This window comes from Bowmanella yangjiangensis (genome assembly GCF_017255015.1).
In the GTDB taxonomy this organism is placed as follows: domain Bacteria; phylum Pseudomonadota; class Gammaproteobacteria; order Enterobacterales; family Alteromonadaceae; genus Bowmanella; species Bowmanella yangjiangensis.
Genome location: NZ_JAFKCS010000771.1, coordinates 1 through 348, shown reverse-complemented (window position 1 = coordinate 348; position 348 = coordinate 1). Strand labels below are relative to the sequence as shown.

Below are 348 nucleotides of genomic sequence, written 5' to 3'. Positions count from 1 at the left end.
GTTCGGCCTGCTCGGGCCTGATCCCGGCAAGACCCTGGTGGACAACCTGGGGCTGGGTGCTCTGATTCTGCTGCTGATCACACTGGCCATGACCCCCCTGCAGCAGCTCAGCCGCTGGGGGGGATGGATCGCCGTGCGCCGCCAGCTCGGCCTGTGGTGCTTCGCCTATGTCACCCTGCATCTTTCGGGGTACGTCTTGTTCATTGCCGGGCTGCGTCTGGATCTGGTGCTGCGCGATCTCTACGAGCGCCCATACATCATTGTCGGTGCGCTGGCGTTTCTTGGCTTGCTGGCACTGGCCGTGACCTCCAACCGTTTCAGCATCAGAAAGCTGGGGCGCAAGTGGAA

The 348-nt window shown here is 62.9% G+C and carries 1 protein-coding gene; it reads left to right on the top strand.

Going from position 1 to position 348, the window contains the following annotated elements:
- A partial coding sequence (locus tag J0A65_RS26615; protein WP_206597178.1) for a ferric reductase-like transmembrane domain-containing protein occupies positions 1 to 348 on the top strand: 348 nt, incomplete at both ends.